This window comes from bacterium, assembly GCA_021372615.1.
Lineage (GTDB): Bacteria > Armatimonadota > Zipacnadia > Zipacnadales > UBA11051 > JAJFUB01.
On record JAJFUB010000080.1, the window covers coordinates 24,537 to 40,853 of the forward strand.

The 16,317-nt window shown below is 68.2% G+C and carries 8 protein-coding genes and 1 pseudogene; 3 read left to right on the forward strand and 6 right to left on the reverse strand.

All coding sequences use genetic code 11. The features are described from left to right. The first annotated feature begins 77 nt into the window (after positions 1 to 77). The gene (locus LLH23_11760; protein MCE5239150.1) at positions 78 to 2,477 is read left to right on the forward strand and encodes a family 10 glycosylhydrolase; all 2,400 of its coding nucleotides are present in this window, start codon (positions 78 to 80) and stop codon (positions 2,475 to 2,477) included. A gap of 488 nt (positions 2,478 to 2,965) precedes the next feature. On the opposite strand, the pseudogene LLH23_11765 reads toward LLH23_11760, so the two are convergent. Both LLH23_11765 and LLH23_11770 read right to left on the reverse strand, forming a co-directional pair. Beyond that, positions 2,966 to 3,634, reverse strand: a pseudogene (locus LLH23_11765) (bifunctional 4-hydroxy-2-oxoglutarate aldolase/2-dehydro-3-deoxy-phosphogluconate aldolase). Between the two features lie 154 nt (positions 3,635 to 3,788). After that, complete coding sequence (locus LLH23_11770; protein ID MCE5239151.1) at positions 3,789 to 4,646, reverse strand: HAD hydrolase-like protein; 858 nt, start codon at positions 4,644 to 4,646, stop codon at positions 3,789 to 3,791. A 174-nt stretch (positions 4,647 to 4,820) separates the two neighbouring features. On the opposite strand from LLH23_11770, the gene LLH23_11775 reads away from it, so the two are divergent. Both LLH23_11775 and LLH23_11780 read left to right on the forward strand, forming a co-directional pair. Continuing rightward, positions 4,821 to 5,297, forward strand: coding sequence for a hypothetical protein (locus tag LLH23_11775; GenBank protein MCE5239152.1), 477 nt, complete (start codon positions 4,821 to 4,823; stop codon positions 5,295 to 5,297). A gap of 8 nt (positions 5,298 to 5,305) precedes the next feature. After that, positions 5,306 to 6,247, forward strand: coding sequence for a hypothetical protein (locus LLH23_11780; protein ID MCE5239153.1), 942 nt, complete (start codon positions 5,306 to 5,308; stop codon positions 6,245 to 6,247). Between the two features lies 1 nt (position 6,248). Here the strand turns inward: LLH23_11780 and LLH23_11785 are convergent, their stop codons facing one another. The 4 genes from LLH23_11785 to LLH23_11800 all read right to left on the reverse strand — a co-directional run bounded on the left by LLH23_11785 (position 6,249) and on the right by LLH23_11800 (position 16,237). Continuing rightward, positions 6,249 to 8,201 carry a hypothetical protein gene (locus LLH23_11785; protein ID MCE5239154.1) on the reverse strand — a complete coding sequence of 651 codons (1,953 nt, stop codon included), beginning with the start codon at positions 8,199 to 8,201 and terminating at the stop codon, positions 6,249 to 6,251. 3 nt (positions 8,202 to 8,204) lie between these two features. After that, a complete protein-coding gene (locus tag LLH23_11790; protein MCE5239155.1) occupies positions 8,205 to 10,670 on the reverse strand; it encodes a right-handed parallel beta-helix repeat-containing protein in 2,466 nt (821 codons plus the stop codon). Between the two features lies 1 nt (position 10,671). Continuing rightward, positions 10,672 to 13,005, reverse strand: coding sequence for a heparinase II/III family protein (locus LLH23_11795; GenBank protein ID MCE5239156.1), 2,334 nt, complete (start codon positions 13,003 to 13,005; stop codon positions 10,672 to 10,674). A gap of 106 nt (positions 13,006 to 13,111) precedes the next feature. Beyond that, on the reverse strand, positions 13,112 to 16,237 hold the full coding sequence (locus LLH23_11800; GenBank protein MCE5239157.1) for a DUF6259 domain-containing protein: 3,126 nt from the start codon (positions 16,235 to 16,237) through the stop codon (positions 13,112 to 13,114). Positions 16,238 to 16,317 lie beyond the last annotated feature (80 nt).

Consider the following 16,317-nt stretch of genomic DNA (forward strand, 5'->3'; position numbering starts at 1 on the left):
GCCGTGCGGCCCGGCCTTCGGGAGGTTCCCCGCGCCGCCGGAGCGAACCTTCCCGCACTACACGGAGGTACCCCGACATGCGCCTGCTTCTGCCTGTCCTCTGCCTGTTGCTGACCGTGGCGGCCACGGCCGCCGAGGTCCAGACCATTGACGATTTCGCCACGTACGCCAACCCCGCGGCCCTGCAAGCCGTCTGGCAGCCGATGGAGGGCACTCCCCCGGCGGAGTTCGTCAAGTACGGCGACAAGCAAGCGCTGAGGATTCCCTGCCCCTTCGCCACGGCGCCCAACATCGAGCGCGGGTCCTATGACCGCATGGGCGCCCTGAACCTGATGACCGCCGGGGCCATCACCTTTGACTTCTACTGTGACGACGCCTCGCTCATCAGCTACCCCTCGATCTACTTCCACAGCGGCGATGGCTGGTATTGCCATAGCTTCAGCCTGGTGAAGGGCTGGCAGCACCTGGTTCTGCCCAAGGGCGCCTTCCGCGTCGAGGGGGAACCCGCCGGGTGGGACAAGGTGGACACCGTGCGCGTGAGCGCCTGGAAGAGCAAGCCGGTGGACACGTACTGCGCCGTGGCCAACATCCAGGCCCGCACCGAGGACATTGCGGTCATCGCCGGGGTGGCCAAGGGCGCCGAGGGCAAGGAACTAAACCGCTACGCCCAACGGATCTGCGACCTGCTGGGCGGATCCGGCCTGCCCGTGGGCGCTCTGACCGATACCGATGTCGCTGGCGGGGCGCTGGCCCAGCAGAAGCTGGCGATCTTCGCCTACAGCCCGGCGATGACCCCCGAGGTCATCCAGAAGGTCCAGGAGTACGTCGCCGCCGGCGGCAAGATCATCGTGTTCTACTCGCTGCCCAAGCCCGTGGCGGACCTGCTGGGCGTCGGCAGCATCCAGTGGCAGAAGGCCGACCCGCCCGGGAAGTTCGCGCACGTGGCCTTCGATGGCAGCCTGCCCGGCCTGCCCGCCTCGATGCCACAGAACTCGTGGAACGTCAACCTGTTCGAGCCCGCCGGCCACAACGCCCGGGTCATCGCCAAGTGGCGCGACGGCAACGGCAACGAGCAGGGGAACGCGGTGCTGGTCAGCGACAGCGGCGCATACATGGGCCACGTGCTGATGGAGGGCGATACGCCCGCCAAGCAAGCCTTCATGATGGCCCTCGTCGGGAACCTCGTTCCCGGCGCCTGGCAGACCGCGGCGGAGGTCGCCCTCCAACGCTCCCAGCGGGTGGGCCCCTTCCCCGGCACCGACGAGCTGCGGAAGTTCCTGGACAGCGCCAGTGCCGGCGCGCCGTTTGCCGCCAAAGTCCGCGCGGCGCTGCAGCAGGCCGACGGGGCGGCCGCCGAGGCCCGGAAGCTGCTGGCGGCCAAGCAGTACCCACAGGTGCTGGTCGCGGCCGGGCGATACCACGCGTCGCTGCAGGAGGCGTACTTCCTGGCTCACAAGTCCCGCACGCCCGAGTGGCGCGCGGTGTGGAACCACTCGGGCACGGGCGACTGCGGCAGTTGGGAGGAGGCCATGAAGCGGCTGAAGGCCGCCAACTTCAACGCCGTGGTGCCCAACATGTGGTGGGGCGGCGTCGCCTACTACGACAGCAAGCTGCTGCCGCACGGGGCGACCTTCGAGAAGTACGGCGACCAGATCGCCCAGTGCGTCGCGGCCGGCAAGAAGTACGGGATCGAGGTGCACCCCTGGAAGGTGAACTGGAACCTCGGCAACGCGCCCGCCGACTTCATCGAGAAGATGCGCGCCGAGAAGCGCCTGCTGATCAACAGCAAGGGCGAGGAGGGCAAGTGGCTCTGCGCCTCCAACCCGGCCAACCAGCAGCTCGAGATTGACACGATGCTGGAGGTCGCGCGCAACTACGACGTGGACGGCATCCACTTCGACTACATCCGCTACCCCGGCGGCGACGGCTGCTTCTGCGACGGCTGCCGCGAGCGGTTCGAGAAGCGGATCGGCAAGCAGGTCGAGAACTGGCCCCGCGACTGCGGCACGGTGCTCAAGGAAGAGTGGATGCAGTTCCGCTGTGACAACATCACAACCGTCGTGCGGACGGTCTCCGAGCAGGCCCACAAGCTGAAGCCGAACCTGAAGGTCTCGGCGGCGGTCTTCGGCGACTACCCCGGCTGCAAGTACGGCGTCGGGCAGGACTGGGTGTACTGGTGCCAGCAGCACTATCTGGACTTCGTCTGCCCGATGGACTACACCGACAGCGACACGCGCTTCCGCAACCTGGTGACCAATCAGGTTGCAGCCGTGAACCACGCCGTGCCCCTGTACGCGGGCATCGGCCAGTTCATCACCCCGGACGATCAGGTGGTGGGGCAGATCGAGATGACGCGCGAGCTAGGGGCCGACGGGTTCATCCTGTTCAACATGGGCCTGGGGCTGGCCGAGCAGACGCTGCCGAACCTCGTGAAGGGCGTGACCTCGGCGCCGGCAGCGGTGCCGCACCGGAAGTAGCGGGGGCAGTGCGCGCGTGGGGACACGCGCGCCCACACGACGGAAGGCAACGGAGCGCGGGCCATGTGGCCCGCGCTCCCATCGTGAACGGCTCACGGCTGCCGGCTGGAAGCCGGCGCTCCTACGGCCTACGTCACGCTCGGGTTCCACAGCAAGTGGACGCGGTGGCCGGCGGGGTCGGTTCCCTGCAGGTAAGCCGCCTTCAGGCCCGGCTTCTCGCCGAACTCCTCGAAGTCGAAGCCCTTGGCGCGCAGCTCGGCCAGCGCCGCCTCGAAGTTGCTCACCAGGACGCAGACATGCGCCTTGGGTTGGGTCGCGTTCTTGGCGACCTCCAGCCGCCCCTTCCCCTGGCCCGACACGAACACCGAGCTGTTGCCGACCTTGACGCTGAAGCCGAAGGTGTCGCCATACCACTGGGCCAGCGCCTCGCCCTCGCCGTCGGCGTTGGGGTAGAGGCCGGGGTGCTCAATGCCCAGGAAGACCGGCACGCCGCGCGCCTGCTTGACCCACGCCAGGCACTGGGCGACGTTCCTGCTGAGCGTCTCCCAGTCGCCGGCTGCGACCAGGTCCTTAGTGATGAGGTTGCTGCCGATGCCCAGGGCCGCCGCGCCGGCCTTGATCCAGGCGGTGATGCTCTCCTCCGTGGCGTCCACGCCGCCGGTGGGCATGATCGAGGTCCACGGCATCGGCCCCAGGACCGCCTTGACGAACTTGGGCCCACCCACTTCGCCGCCGGGGAAGACCTTGACGATCTCGACCCCGAGTTCCTCGGCCTGCGAGATCTCGCTGGCGCTGCCGCAGCCGGGCGAGTAGGACACCTTGCGCCGGTTGCAGACGCGCGCCACCTCGGGGTTGAGGATCGGGCCGACGATGAAGTTGGCGCCATTGGCGAGGTACAGCGCGGCGGTGGGAGCGTCAATGACCGAGCCCACGCCCATGATGATCTCGGGTCGGCTCTCCTGGCAGTACTTCACCAGCTCGGCGAAGACCTCGTAGGCGAAGTCGCCGCGGTTGGTGAACTCGATGGCCTTCGCGCCGCCCGCGGCGCAGGCGTCCACGATCTGCTTGGCGACCTCAACATCCTTGTTGTAGAACACGGGCACGAGCCCCGTGTCGGTGATGGCATTCAGAACCTGCATGCGTGTGAACTTGGCCATGGTGCGTCCTCCTGTATGACAGTGGGTGGATGGTTCGTGAGTTGAGGGTCGGGAACCTGCGCGTGGAGCGGGGAAGTCCGCGTGGACGCCAGAGTTCGCGTGGGCGCGCGTGTCGTGCGGCTTGGCCGCGTGAGGACACGCGGCCCCACGCGGGCTAGACGCCCAGGTAGTCCAGCAGCTTGTCCGCCTCGGCGAAGTCGCCGATGATGAGGTCGGCCCCGGCCTGGATCAGCCGGTTGCGCTTCCACTCGTTGATGCCCTCGCGCGTCTCCTCATTCGTCGCCACACCCACCGCGAGGCCCCCGGAGTCCTTGGCGTCCTCGACCTCGACGAACCCATCGCCGAAGGCGCAGAACTCCGGGCCGTGCAGGCTGTTCTCGGCGATGATCCGGTCAATGACCATCTTCTTGGAGAAGTTCTGGTAGTTGTCCTGGGCGCCGTAGATGTACTCGCCGAAGAAGTGGTCCACTTTCAGGGCCTGGGCCTCGGAGACCACGAAGCGGTGGTCGGTGCCGCTGGCGAGGTACATGGTGATCCCGGCGTCGGCGAGGCGCTGGAGCATGTGCCGGGCGCCGGGCACCAGCATCGCCTCGGGGTCAATCTCCCCCCGCTGCAGGCCCTCGACGCGGTGGCAGATGCGCTCCCACAGCAGGTCCAGGTACATGTTCTTGTAGACCAGCGGTTCCTCGGGCTCGAGGCCGCGCAGCTTGATCTCATCGGCCAGCGCGATCATCTGGTAGATGGTCTGCTTGCCGGTCAGGCGAGTGACGAACTCGCTGACGATGGCCTCCAGTTGCTCGGCGCTCTCGTCGGTGCCAGTCTGCTGGAGCAGCTCGACCATCATCGGGATCATGACCTGCTGCCAACCCTCGCGGATGAGGGAGATGGTGCCATCGAAGTCGAACAAGGCAAACCGCAGGCGCCCACGCACCAGGTCGGGGCTGCGCACCTCGATGTGGGTGCCGGGCAGAAACTCAGCAGGCGGGTAAGCGGGGAAGCTCGTCGTGTCCACAGGCAACCTCCATAGGCAAGCATGGAGTCCTTCGCTCTGGGCGCGGCCGGCACCTGCCGGTGGCGCTCTTGACAGTCCCGGGGCTACTGGTCATAATCTTTTGCTCATCCAATAGTTTGTGAAGCGTAATGTTATCCCGACGGGCGCGTGACCGCACGGGAGAAGGATGTCGTCATGGCAGGCGCCGCACCAGCCGCAGGGGAGATGAGCCAGCGCACCGCCGACCTGGGGACGGTGCCGCTGGGCCGACTGCTGATCCGGCTTAGCCTGCCCAGCATCGCCGGCATGGTCGTGATGAGCCTGTACAACCTGATTGACACCTTCTGGGTGGGGCGGCTGCCGCACGGCACGGCGGCCATGGCGGCGCTGACGGTGCTGTTCCCGCTGCAGATGGTGACGGGGTCGCTGGGCATGGGGACCGGAGTGGGGGTGGCGTCGCTGGCGGCGCGCCGCTTCGGGGCGCGGCGGCTGGAAGAAGTGGGGCAAGTCGCCGGCCACGCGGTGCTGCTGCCGCTGATCTTCGGCGTGCTGATCGGGCTCATCTGCCTCACCTGGCCCGGGCCGCTGGTGCGCTTCTTCGGCGCCCCGCCGGATGTGGCGCCACTGGCCATCGAGTACCTGCGGGCCCTCGCGCTGGCACGCCGTTCCTGATGTCGGTGATGACCCTGAGCGGCCTGTTCCGCGGCGCGGCGAACACGGTCCTGCCGATGGTCGTGATGATCGTGTCGGCGGTCATCAACGCGATCCTGGCGCCGCTGCTGATCTTCGGCTGGTGGGGGTTCCCGGCGCTGGGGATGCAGGGGGCCGGGCTGGCGACGGCGTGCGCGCAGTTCGGCGGCGCCGCGCTGGCGAGTGTCTGCCTGTGGGGCGGCAAGGCCGGCTATCGGATCGCGCTGCGCCACCTGCGGCTGCGCACGGGGATTCTGGCCGACATCGGGCGGGTGGGGCTGCCGGCGGCGGCGCAGGGCTGTGTGAGCAGCGTCGTCGGCCTCACCTTCAACACGGTGCTGGCCGGGTTCGGCACGCAGGCCGTGGCGGCGCAGGGGCTGGCTCTGCGCATCATGATGCTCATCATCTCGTTCATCGGCGGCGGGGTGTACCAGGGGCTGCTGCCCATCGTGGCCTACAACTTCGGGGCGCAGAATTACCGGCGCATGTGGCGGGCCTACCGGGCGGCAGCGATGGGCACCTCGGCCATCGCCGTGGGCCTGGCGGCCCTGACCATCAGCCTGACCCCCCAGATCGTGGGGCTGTTCACGCGCGATCCCGAACTGATGAGGCTGGGCGTGCTCGCCTTCCGCCTACGGATCATCACGCTGTTCATCGTCGAGCCGCAGATGATGGGCGTTGCTTCGCTACAGGGGATGGGCCGGGGGCTGCAGGCCATGATGGTAACGATGGTGCAGCAGGCGCTGCTGGTCGTCCCGGCGCTGCTGCTCCTGGCGCACTTCGGCGGCGTGCTGTGGGCCTATGGGGCGCAGCCGATCGCGGATGTGCTCGCGGTGTTCGTCACGGCGACCATCCTGGTAGCGGCCTACCGCAAGTACCCGCCCGCCGCGACCGTCCGCCCGGCGGACGAGGTGGCGGCGGCCTCCGGGTAGCTCACGGCCAGCGCATCGCGGGCGGCTGCCCGGTCTTCCGCCACTCCGCCTCCTGCCGATCCAGTTGCGGGAAGTAGAACCCCCGGTACGGGTCCTTGTCCACCTCACCCAACGGGAACCGCGGGTACGCCCAGCGGCAGCGCCCGTTGAGCTTCAGCATCGTCTCCAGTTGCAGCCGCAGGTCCGCCTTCTGCTCCCCGTCCGCCACCGCCCGCATCTGGTCGCCCTTGAGAGTCGCGATGGCGTTGGAGATGTTCTGCGTGCCGATGACGTAGCGGAAGTACGGGTCGGCCGGGCCGTTGATGAACTGGGCTTCGCCGCGCAGCAGGAAGTCACAGTACGAGTCAATGAACGGGCAGTACAGCTCTGTCGTGCCGGCCGGGGGGTTGAGCGTGCAGTGCACGTAGAGCGTCCTGCTGCCGATCTCCTCGCGCAGCCGGCGGATGGTCAGGTACGAGTCGAACCAGTCGGTCCACGCCGGGTAGCCGTCCAGATACCACCCATCGAAACCGTAGTCGTCCCGCCAGCGCTTCATGTCCGCGAGCATGTCATCGAGCGATATGCCCGCCCACTCGTAGCTGGTCGGGTGGCGGTAGATGATGACCTCGAAGCCCAGGCCGTGCGCCTGCTTGATGGTCTCGCGCAGCAGGGCCGGGTCCTTGGCCTCATACGGGGCATGGCAGTTCCCCTGCGCGTACTCGGCGTAGATGCCGGCGAACATGAACAGGATGTTGGCATACTGGCGGTAGGCCTTCAGCTCCTCGACCGACGGGCAGGCGCTGGTGTTGACGATCCGCTTGGTGAACGACTGCTCCCAGTTGAAGGGGCGGCCGGGGAAGATAGCGAAGCCGAGCATCTCACGCGCGCCGACGCGGAACTCCACCGTCCAGCCGGGCTGCTTCACATCCTGCTCGGGCATCTGCAGGACGGTGCCGGGGGAGGAGAGGTTCGGCCGCGAGTGCGGCATGACGCAGAAGCCGCCGGCCTCATCCACAGCCAGCAGGTACGGGTCCACGCGCCGGAAGTGTTGTGCCCCGATCCGGGCCTGCACGCGCACGGTCACCGGCGCGTTGGTCGCCAGCGTGACCAGTGAATCGCCCTGGAAGCCTAGCGCGGCGTTGGCGCCCTGCACGACCGCCACGTCGTCGCTGCGGGTGCTGAAGCGCCACGGGCCGCGCAGGCCGGTGAGCGTGGCCGCGCACACGGGGCGCTGCGTGCCGATTCGCTGGCGGGCCGCGAGCGTCCCCGCCGTCGCGTCGAAGGTCCAGACAGCGCCCGTCGTCGTGATCGTGAAGCGCTGCCCCTCCTGGCGGGCCTGCTCGACCTTCATGCCCATGCGCGAGGGCTGGCCGGGGAAGGTGACGGCGGCGGGGAACTGCCAGGCCGGCGCCTCCGGGTAGCGCACCTCCTCGACCCGCACGTCATCCACATAGACGCTGTCGGCCCCGTCGCGCAGCAGGATGACCAGTTGCATGGCGCCCAGGTCGGGATGCTGATTGCGGATGATCCCCGCCAGCCGGCACCAGCGGCCAGTCTGCTCGCCCGTGCGCGAGGTGATCGGCATCGCGCGGGGCATGGCCCACGTCTTGGAGATCATCAGCCGGCCGCCCTGCCGGTCGCGCCAGTTGCAGTGGACGTATACATAGCCCCGCCCGGTCGTCCGGTACAGCGACAGCGAGACGCAGTAGTACTTGCCGCTCTCCAGCGGCACGGACGTCTGGGCGACGTACGGGATCTTGCTGCCGCCGTCGCCGTCAATGCGGGCGGCCTGCTGGCCCTCGGCCTTCCGGTCGGTCGCCAGCTTGCCCGTGCCTCCCCACCCGGTCAGGCCCTGCTCGAAGCCGCCGTTGGCGACGAGGTTCGGCCCCACGACCTCGGGCTCGGCGGCGGGCAGGGCCGTCGTGCCCACGAGCAGGGCGGTGAGTGCGACGATCGCGGGCAGTGTCAGACGCATGGCTTACTCCGGTACGGTGAGCTTGAGGTTGTCCAGGTAGAACGCGGCGGCAGTCTCGCCGCCGGAGATGACATACAGGTCGGTCACGACGGCGAAGTCCGGCTTGACGAAGGGCAGCGTGGCCGTGACGGGCTGGCCGGAGCCGGGCGTGACCGTCAGTTCGTACTCCTTGGGCGCACCCTCCCCGACGCTGAACGCAACCTTGAGGTGGCTCCACTGCCCGGCGGGCAGCTCGGCCTGCGTCTTGCCGCCGGCGTTGACCTTGCCGTCGGGGGTGATGGTGAGGCTCGGGCCGACGCTGAAGGCGCCGGGGGCCTTGTCCTGGTAGTCGCGGAACTCCAGGCAGGCGTCGCCGCCCGGCTCGCCCTGGCGGAAGTCCAACTCCAGCGCCACGGCGCCCTGCGTGGTCTTGAACCCATATGTGACGTACGGGTAGAACGACTTGCCCAGGCCCGGCTTGTCGGTGACCTTGAGGCTGCGCTGCCCGCCGGCGGCCAGCTCGTCAGTGACAGCGAAGGTGGCACCCTCAGTCGCCCCCGCCAGGCCCCAACGCCGCGGCATCATCCCCACCGGCACGTCCTCGAAGGTCAGGTTCAGGCTCTGGGGCACCTTGGGCAGCTTGGGCCACTGCATGGCGTAGACGGGGTTGGGCGTGAGGCGCACCGGGAAGGCGACGCCAGCCCAGTCCTTCTCCACCCCGGCGCGCGCCGCGATGTCCTTCGGGAACCGCGGGTCGTCCGGCTTGACCCCGAGGCTGTTGTTGCGGATCGTGTGGTCGTTGGCGGTGTTGCGGTTCTGGGCGATCTGCGAGTTGTTCCAGTCCACATCGTAGACAATGTTGTCCTCGACGAGGAAGCCCGTGCTGCCCTCGTCGAAGTACAGGCCGCACTGGCCGTCGGCGCAGGCGAACGTGCCGCGGTGGTTGTCGTGGATCAGGTTGCCACGGATGATGTTGCCCAGCTGGCGGCCGAGGGTGTAGATGCCGCCACCGTCCTGCACGAGGTCCATCACGTCATGCACGTGGTTCGCCTCGATGACGTTCCCGCCGGCCGAGGTCGGTGTGGGCGACCAGTTCCAGCCGCACGCGATCCCGGTGTACGGGCCATGGCTCACCTCGTTGTGGCGGATCTTCGTGTCCCGCACGATCCCGGCCCATACGCCGTTGGACGAGTAGTGCACCACGCCGTAGTGGGTGATGAGGTTGTTCTCGACCATGTTGCCGACCGGCAGCAGCGGCGGCTGGGCCTGCTGGTTCATGCGGTAGTCGCCGACCTTCACCCCGCCCCCGCCCAGGTCGTACAGGAAACACCCGCGCACATAGCACTGCTCGCAGCCGAGCCCCAGCGACACGCCATAGGCCCCGGTGTCGGCCACGACGCAACGCTCCAGCCCGCAGAAGCGGGCCCCGATCATCTCGATGGCGGCCGGGAGCTGCGGCTGGCCTTGTGAGGTGTCGTAGCCCGCGTCCGGCACGGGCCACTCATTCTGCCCGAAGCGCAGGCCCTCGAAGCGGATGTGCTCGACGAACGGGCCCTTCTCCGGGTCGCCCTGGAGGACGACCAGCTTCTCCAGTAGTGGCGCGACGAGCGTCACGTTGGTGAGCTTCTCGTCCGGAAGGGGCAGATAGGTGAGCACGCCGGTGGAGCGGTCGAGATACCACTGGCCCGGCTGGTTCAACTCCTCACGCACGTTCTCCACGTAGTAGGGGTTCTGCTCGTTCTTGTACCAGCTGCCGATGCGGAACGTCGGGACTGAGGTGAAGGTGACGACATTGGTCTGCAGGTCCAGGGCCTTGATCTTCAGCCGCGAGGCGCTCCAGGAGTGCAGCGCCACGACCTCGACCTCGGGCAGGTTGCCGAACTGCTGCAGGTCACCGGGGAAGAAGATGAAGTCCTGCTGGGCCGCGCGGTGGGCGATGGTCTTGCGTTGGGGCGAGTACGTCAGCCCCGCGACGGCCAGCATGCCCTTGTGGGGCCGAAAGCGCCGGGTGAAGAAGCTCTCCCCCTGCTTGCGGACGAAGAGCTGGCGGAAGTTCCACTCGCCCGACTTCACCGCCGGCAGCGTCGTCTGCCACGCGCGCAGACCGCCCAGCTTCGTCTCCTTGAGGTCCGTGACGGGACGGCCCCCGCTGATGAGCACCGTCTCGCCCGGGTAGGCCTGCCACGTGACGGGCGCGGCGGCCGTGCCGCTGTCCTCGAGGCCGAGGGCGAGGGTCTCGGGCAGGAAGTAGGTCCCGCCGCGCAAGATGACATGGAGCGGCTCGTGGGGGCTGGCGAGGCGGAGTTGGCGCACCCTGTCCCGCGCAGCCTGTAGCGTCTGCAGCGGGCCGTCGGTCCTGGCGGCGTTGGCTTTCTCCAGCCTCCCCGACCAGGCGTCGTTGCCGCCCGGCGCCACGTAGAGGTTGACATCGGCGGCGGCCGCCGCCGCGCAGGCTGCCAGAGCAACGACGGTCCAGATCAGCCGTTCCATCCTATTGTGCCTCCACTTTGAGGTCATCCAGGTAAGCCTCGACCACCGCGCTGCTGTAGCTGTGAATCCACAGCTGCATCCTGGCCGTTCCCGCAGGCGTGCGGAAGGGGAAGCGGAAGTCCACCCACTGCCCGGCTGCGCCGGTGAGGCTGCCCACCGGCGCGATGTTCCCCTTCTCGTCCGCCTGGTTGAGTGGCTTGCCGTCCGCGTCATAGGTCTTGATGTACATCCCGATCCCGTTGCCGGAGACATGCCAGACCTTGCCGCTGAGCGCGTAGTCCGCCTCGGGTCTGGCGGGCATCATCGCCGAGCTGACGTTGGAGCCGTTGTCCTTCTGGTCGTCGGCGATCTTCAGCGAGGTCGTGCCGCTCGCGGCCCGTTCCGTGGACAGGGAACTGATCTGGTCGCGCAGGTCCCAGGCGAAGCTGCCCAGTTCGAAGTCGCCGTTGCGCAGCACGCCGCTCCCCGGGGGCATGGCGAGGGGCTTGATGGCCATCTCGATGGTCGCCGTCGTGACCGGCGCCTTGAGGCGCAGGCCCAGGCGGATCGGGTGCTCGGAGGCGTCCTCGCTGATCTGCTCGGGCACGATCTCAACCTCGCCGCCGGTGGCCTTGACCGCGACCTGCACGGCCTGGTCCATGTCGTAGATCATTAGCGTGCCGTCAGGCAACTGCCGCCAACCCTTGCGCACAATCAGGGCGGTCTCGAAGGTTTGCGCTGCGGTCAGCTCCACCGTGTCCGTGACCGTGAGACTGCCCTGCTCGGCGCGCGAGAAGACAAAGGTGCGCTCCAGCGTCTTCAACTCCGGCACGGCGTAGGCCGCCCTCAGGCTCATGCGGACCGTGTCGCGTGCGTCGGTGAAGTCGGTGGAGAGGATCTCGGCCTTCGCGTCAGCGCCGGGGCGTTGCATCTTCCCGGCTACGAGCGGCACCGGATGGCCGAAGGAGTTCAGCAGGTTGCTGTCATAGCGATGGCTGCTGAACGTCCGACGGGTGTACACCTCGGCCCCCGGGTCCAGCAGCGGCATGCGGCTGTTGAGGAAGACCGTGTATGAGCCCACGTCGTTGTGGTTGTGGTGCTCGTTGTTGTGGCCGCCCTTGAGCGCGATGGCGAGCTTGTCGGCGGGGTCGCCCGCGGGCCGGGACACGAGGATGCCCGCATCGCCGAACCAGTCGCGCAGCGGCCGCGTGGGCGCGTCGCCGGTGGCCTCGGGCATGTCCCAGGCCTTGTTCGGGAAGCAGAAGAGCATCCACTGGAAGAGGTCGCCGCGCATCGCGTCATCGCCCAGTGTGTCCCAGCGGGCATAGCCGAGTTGGAAGGTGCGGTTCAGGTAGAACATGGAAGCCAGGCCGGGCTGGGAGTTGGTCCCGCAATCGGCGAAGGCCGGGCCGACGTGGTCGTCCACCATGATGCGCGTCGGGAACAGCGCGGGGGCCTTCGCCTGCGGCTGGGCGAGCAGGTCGAGCTTGCCGCCGGTGGCCTGCCGCACGGTCTCGCTCAGCAGGATGAAGTGCCCGAAGCCGTAGTTCCAGTAGCCGAGGCCCTCGGAGCAGTAGCCGTCGGGCGTGAAGCCCTTCAGGAAGTTCTGTGAGAACTGCTCGGCGGCCGCGACGAACTGCGCCCGCTCCTGCTTGCTCGCGACCATCGCCAGACCCGTGCCTGTCACGCCCGCCAAACACACAGCGTTCCAGTTGTTCGTCGTCAGGATCCACCAGTTCGGCGGACGCTTGCCGGTGAACATGTCGCGATAGGGGGTGAGGATGAAGTGATCCACGCGCTCGCGCAGCAGTTGCCGCGTGGCGGGTGTGAGCTTGTCGCCCAGCAGCCAGTCCGTCGTCGCCAGGTTCCAGCCCAGCGCCGAGGAGGCCAGATCAATGTCCACAGCCTCGCCCCGGAAGTTGGTGAGCTTGCTGTCGTGGGCGGGCATGACCCACGTCTTCTCGGCGCAGAGGGCCTGGATGAGCTGCTCGATGGCGGGCAGGAAGCGGCCCTGGTTCTCGACACACTCGGCGAACACCAGCGGCGCCAGCCGCCCGCGACGCCGCCCGGCAACGTTCTGCCAGTGGGTACGGTTACCGGTGCGGGAGAAATCCAGGAACAGGTCGTCGGGCTGTTCGGGCAGCGGGGAGTTCAGGTACTGCTCAGCTACCGTCGGCTTGCCGAGCCGGGCCCATCCGGCGCGGTCGGAGACGGGCTGGCCGAGGCCCGCAGGCTGGTCGGGCAGCATCTCCGCAATGGCCTGCACTCGCGCCGGGTCGAGGGGGTCGGCGATCAGGCCGTCGGCGGATAGGAGCAGCAGTAGTAGCACACAGATGGGCAAGAAATACGCGAACATGCCATGCCTCCCGGCAGATGGATGATGCGAAGTTGTCGTCCCTGCCGTCGTCGTTGCGTCCTGCGGACGAACAGCGACGGCAACGCCAACGGCGGCGGCAACACCACTACTTCCTGGTCTGCACAACCACCCCGATGCCGCGCGGGCCCAGCGTCGTCTCCAGGACGGCCTGGCCCTGCACGATCTTCGGCTGCAGTGCCCTCGCGTTCCACACGTCACGGTACGTCGCCCCCGCGACGTGCTTCACCTTCAGCACGGGGCCGGTGAAGGTGTCGTAGCGCCCGTTAAACAGCGTCCAGACTGTCCGCTTCGCGCCGGGGAACTCGTTGGCGAAGACCTCGGCCTGCTCGGTGTCCACGAACGACTGCGGGGCCATCGTGTTGAACTCCGCGCTGTACTCGTGCAGGATCTGGCTGTACCTGCGGAAGATCGGCAGGCACTCGTCGTCATGGCCCCACGAGAGCGAGTACAGCGGCACGCCGGAGAAGAGACTGTACTTGACGCCCTCCCAGATGCCGTCGTACATGCTGCCGCCGTTGCTGATGGTCAGCACACGGAAGTCCGGGAAGGCGAAGCGCGTAGTCTGCACGAAGCCCGGCGAGAGCAGTGGATCGGAGAAGCGCAGGCCGGCCTGGTAGGCGCCGTCGAGGTAGGGGATGAGGCAGTCGGGCGGCACCCACTCGGTGTAGAAGGCGACATTGGCGGGGAGCGCCGCCCGCACCTGCTTGCACAGGTCCAGTAACCCCACCTGGTTGACGCCGGGCACCGGGTGCCCGTGGTTCTTGCGCCAGCACCAGTAGCCCGGGTAGTCGCTCATGCCCTCATCGAGGTAGATGCCGTCGCAGCCGGTCTCGCGGGCCACACGGGCGCAGGTCTGGGCCAGGTAGTCCTGCCAGCCCGGGTGGTTGACGCACATGTTGAGCATCGGGTCGTCCGGCTGACTGTAGGCGGTGCGGAAGCGGCCGGTCTGGTCCTGGATGGCCCACTCCTCGCCGTGCGCCTGGCCGATGAGCGACTTGCGGCTGCACAGGTACGTGTCCAGGTACAACCCGACGCGAATGCCACGGCCCTGCAGGTCCTTGACCATGCCCCGGAACTTGTCCAGCCCGCCGACGTCCTCGTAGTGGCTGTAGTCCCCCCACAGGCCGTATTGCTTGGAGATGCGCCAGTCGAAGAAGTGGACCATGTCCACATCGCCGAACTGCTCGCGATCGCGCGCGACGAACTTGTCCGTCTGGTACTCCTGCCGGTCGGCATCAAACAGGTTGCAGTCCTTCCAGCGGTCCTTGGTCACGCCCATGGTGTGCGTCCACCAGGTGCGGAAGTTCCACACATCCCGATACCAGTCCAAGCGCGCCTGCGCGGGCTTATACCACTCTCGCTTCCAGGCCAGGTAGCCGCGCCACGGCTCGCGCCAGTCCCCGCCGTGGACATCCAGCACGGTCTCGGGCAACTCCACCCACTCGCCGGGCGGGTAGGGCGGGTTGTCGCGGTACTCCAGGCGCTGAATGAGGCGCCCACCGCTCTTGGACAGCTTGAAGTAGCGCTGCCGCAAGTCGAGGCTCCGCGTGCCCAGGCACACGCCCCCGCCGGTGCGGCGGTCGTAGCAGTCCTGGAACTGCAGCGGCAGGTGCCCGCTGTAGGCGGTCTCGTACGCGGCATCGCGGTTGCTCCACACCGCCGACATGAAGGGGATGAACACCCACAGGTCCTCGGGCCGGCTGGTGGTGAGTTGGACCTGCGGGCAAGTCACCTCCAGCGTGCGCGGCTGGTCGGCGAGGTTGCGGACCGCGGCGCTGATCCGCACCGGCAGGAGACCGTCGAACCGCAGGCGTACCTCCGCCTGCGCCTCGTCGCTGCGGAAGAGCAACTCGGCCTCCATCGTCTTGCACTGACCGTCCACGAGCTTGAACTGGTCGCTCGTCCAGCGCTTGTTGCCCTCGCTGACGGCAAAGAACGGCGCGGGCTCCGCACGCAGCGGCCAGCCCGCCTTGGCCTCGTGCACGACCTCGGAGAGCTTGATCCCCTGCGACAGGTCGAACACCAGGCGCGAGTAGATCCCCGGGAGCGTCAGCTTGCCATTGGCCAGGCGGAAGGTGCCGACCGCGCCGTTCCACGTGGAGCGGCGATCCGGCGGCGTGCGCAGCGGCGGCCCGGCGACCGCGGGCGTGAGCGCCTGTGGGCAGATGCTCGCAGCCACAAGATGGAAGGTCGAGGTGCGCATCCCGTCGTACAGGCGCAGCTCCTTGAGCGCCTGGCCCGGCCGCAGCGGCACCGCATAGGCGTTCAGCCCGCGCCACATCCCGTGCCGCTTCTGCCCCAGGCAGAAGGGCACATGCTCGTCCACGGTTCCGTCCGCATAGGCCAGGCGCACGACGAACTGCTCGGGCCGGTCGGTCATGTCGCCGGGCTCCCACCCGCTGTAGCCCAGCATCTGCGGGGGGAACTTGGCGGCGATCAGCAGGCCCAGCGCCGCGCCGGAGCCCGTGAGGGGTACGGTCGTCTCGCCGCGCGCTTCTCCCGGCGTGGAGATGGCGGCCGCCCCGCTCAGGGGCACGGTGAAGTTGACACCGTAGGCGGTGATGCCGGCTTCGGCGAACCAGTCCTCCAGGCTCAGGTCGCTCTGGAGCCGGGCCAGGTCGGTCTGTAGCGGGAGGGCCAGCGGCTGTCCCTGGCCCTGGTGGCCGGCCTGCCAGCGGAGCGTCTCGGTCAGTGACGAGGGCAGGGGCTTGTCCGACAAGCGCAGCCAAGCCACATCCAGCCGCCCCTGTTGGCCCTCCTGCGCCCGGATCCGCAGGGCCACGGTCTGCAACGTGTCGAAGTCCTGGAGCGTCGTGCGGGCCGTGTGCCACTGGCCGTCGTGCATCAGGTTCTCGGCGCCGAAGATGAGGTTACGCGCCAGCATCCCGCCGCCGGCCTGGTCGGCGAAGTACACCGTGTATGAGTAGAGCTTGGGGTCCGTGCCCTGCAGGCGGTAGCGGAAGGTGACGTAGCGGCGGCCCTGGAGGTCCAGCGGTGGGTCGAAGTCGCGCGTCCAGATCATCGTGCCCTTGCCGCCGGATGCGGTGAAGGAGCTGACGCCGTCCTGACGTGCGAAGTCGTAGGCCTCCGCCCTCTCGTAGGCACACCAGCCCGGCGCCGCGCCAAAGCGTTCAAGCGGCACGTCGAGTACCTGCGCCGGCGCGCCGGCGGCGGCGATCAGAGCAACAAGGGGCAAGGTGATCCGGTGCATGGGACGCTCCTTGTCTCGGCTGTGCAGAGAGGATTCATGCGCGGAGGCGTCGGGACCTGCCTGCCGGTGGAGCGCGGCCC